At 68.4% G+C, this 2,656-nt stretch carries 1 protein-coding gene; it reads left to right on the plus strand.

Annotated features, from left to right (window positions below; all coding sequences use genetic code 11):
- Window positions 1-9: 9 nt before the first annotated feature.
- The coding region (locus tag Q0L57_RS12125) for a cobaltochelatase subunit CobN (protein WP_296742936.1) at window positions 10-2,656 on the plus strand (2,647 nt) is incomplete at its 3' end.

Raw genomic sequence — 2,656 nt, forward strand, 5'->3', positions numbered from 1 at the left:
AGGGGCGAAATGCATATACTGACCACCAGCTCTGCCTCGCTCGACGATCTCGCCGAGCCGATCGATCTGAGGCAGACGCCGGCGGATATCGTGGCGCTGTCCTTCACCGACAGCGACCTTGCCGGATTGGCGGCAGCCTGGAAAGCCGACGCGGAGCGGTTGCCGTCGATGCGGCTGGCCGCGCTTCGCGATCTCCGCCATCCGATGTCGGTCGACCTCTGGATCGACACGGTCGCGCGCCACGCCAAGGTCATCCTTGTCCGCATTCTCGGCGGTCACGACTGGTGGCGCTACGGCTGCGACCAGCTCGCCGCGGCGGCCCGCGAGCGCGGCATCAAACTGGCGCTGCTGCCGGGCGAAAGCCATGACGCGGACCTGCGCCTGATCGAGGGCTCGACCCTGCCGCGCGCCGAGCTGGACGCCTTGCTCGGCTATTTCCGCGAGGGCGGCCCTGCGAATATGGGCGCGCTGATGCAGAGGCTGGCGAGTCTGGCCGGGTTGGATGCAGCTGTGGCTGAACCGGTGAGCGTGCCGAAGGCGGGATACTACGAGCCCGGCCGCGGCGGCGTCCCCCTTCCCCTCGACGGGGAGGGAAACGCCGTGCCCATCCTGTTCTACCGCTCGATGCTGCTCGCAGCGGACATTGCGCCCATCGACGCGCTGGTCGACGCGTTGCGCTCGCACGGCATGGCGCCCGTGCCGATCTTCCTTTCCAGCCTGAAGGACCCGGCATCGCTGGCTTTCGTCGAGAACGCCATCGCTTCGCTGAAACCGGCAGCCATCGTCACCGCCACCGCCTTTGCCTCCGGCGCGGAACCCGGCGCCGAAACCTTGTTCGACCGCGCCGATGTGCCGGTGTTCCAGGTCATCGTCGCCACGACGCGGCGGGAGGTGTGGGAAAAGAACCAGCGCGGCTTGGCGCCTGCCGACCTAGCCATGCATGTCGTGCTGCCGGAGCTCGATGGGCGCATCCTTGCCGGCGCCATTTCCTTCAAGGGCGAGATCGAGACCGACCCGGCGCTGGCCTTTCGCGCCTTCGCCAACCGGCCGGAACCGGATAGAGTCACGCAGGTCGCGGGGCGCATCGCGGCGTTCATCAGGTTGCAACGGACGGACCGTGCGGAGCGCAAGCTGGCGATCCTGATCCCCGACTATCCGAGTGCACCCGGTCGCACCGGCTACGCTGTCGGCCTCGACGTGCCGTCCAGCGTGCTCGCCATGCTGCATGACCTGAGAGAACAAGGCTATGCGGTTGAAGGGATTCCGCAATCGCCGCGCGGGTTGCTGGCTGAGTTGGAACGGAGCGGCGACGGGCTCAGCTTGGAGGATTATCTCGATTTCTCGAAGGATTTGCCCGTTGAGGCCGTTGCCGCAGTAGAGGCCGCCTGGGGGAAGGCTGAAGGGATAGTTTCGCGCGAGGCACCCCCCTCTGTCCTGCCGGACATCTCCCCCTCAAGGGGGGAGATCAACCCTTCATCTCTGCCTTCGCCAGTCGCCAGCGCCGCAGGTGTAGTGCCGTCGGCGCAGCTGCCAATCTCCCCCCCAGGGGGGGAGATGTCCGGCAGGACAGAGGGGGGTGTTCAGGCGCTAACTTCGGCAACCTTCCCCTTCCGCGCCGCCACCTTCGGCAACATCACAGTCGCGCTCGCCCCGGATCGCGGCCGTTCCGCCGACCGCCGCGCCGACTATCACGATCCGACGCTACCGCCTCGCCACGAGCTGATCGCCTTCGGGCTCTGGCTGCGGAAATCGCTCGGTGTGCATGCCATCGTCCATGTCGGCGCCCACGGAACGCTGGAATGGCTCCCCGGCAAGACTGTCGCCCTTTCGGATGCCTGCTTTCCCGAGATCGTCACCGGCCCGCTGCCGGTCGTCTACCCCTTCATCGTCTCCAACCCCGGCGAGGCCGCACAGGCCAAGCGCCGCATTGCGGCCGTCACGCTGGGCCATCTGCCCCCGCCGCTGACCGGCGCCGGTCTCGACGAGGCGCAGCAAAAGCTCGAGCGCCTGGTGGACGAATATGCGCAGGCTGACGGTCTCGACCGCCGCCGACGCGACCGTCTGGCCAGGCTGATCGTCGAAACAGCCCAGAAGACCGGTCTGGCCTCCGAGGCCGGTGTGGTTCGAACCGACGCTCCCGACGAGGCGCTGCGCCGCATCGACGCCTGGCTCTGCGACCTCAAGGATTTCGCCGTCAAGGACGGGCTGCATATTTACGGCCGTGCACCGGACGAAGAAGCCGATCCTATGCGCCATCAAAGCGCCGCGGCCGAAAAGGCTGGCCTGCTCGCCGCGCTCGACGGCCGCCATGTCAAGGCCGGGCCGGCCGGCGCGCCGGCGCGTGGCCGCTCCGACGTGCTGCCCACGGGACGCAATCTCTTCACCTCGGACCCGCGCACCATGCCGACGCCGACGGCCTACGATCTCGGCCAGGCGGCAGCCGAGGAGGTTGTGCGCAGCTACATGCAGGGCCATGGCGACTGGCCGCGCTCGCTGGTCATCGACCTCTGGGGCTCGGCCTCCCTGCGCACGGGTGGCGAGGAAATCGCGCAAGGCCTCGCGCTGATGGGCTGCCGCCCGCAATGGGACGGCGCTACCGGTCGCGTCACCGGGATCGAGGTGCTGCCGCCCGCGGCGCTCGGTCGCCCGCGTGTAG

The sequence above is a fragment of the Mesorhizobium sp. genome, assembly GCF_024509055.1.
Taxonomy (GTDB): Bacteria; Pseudomonadota; Alphaproteobacteria; order Rhizobiales; family Rhizobiaceae; genus Mesorhizobium.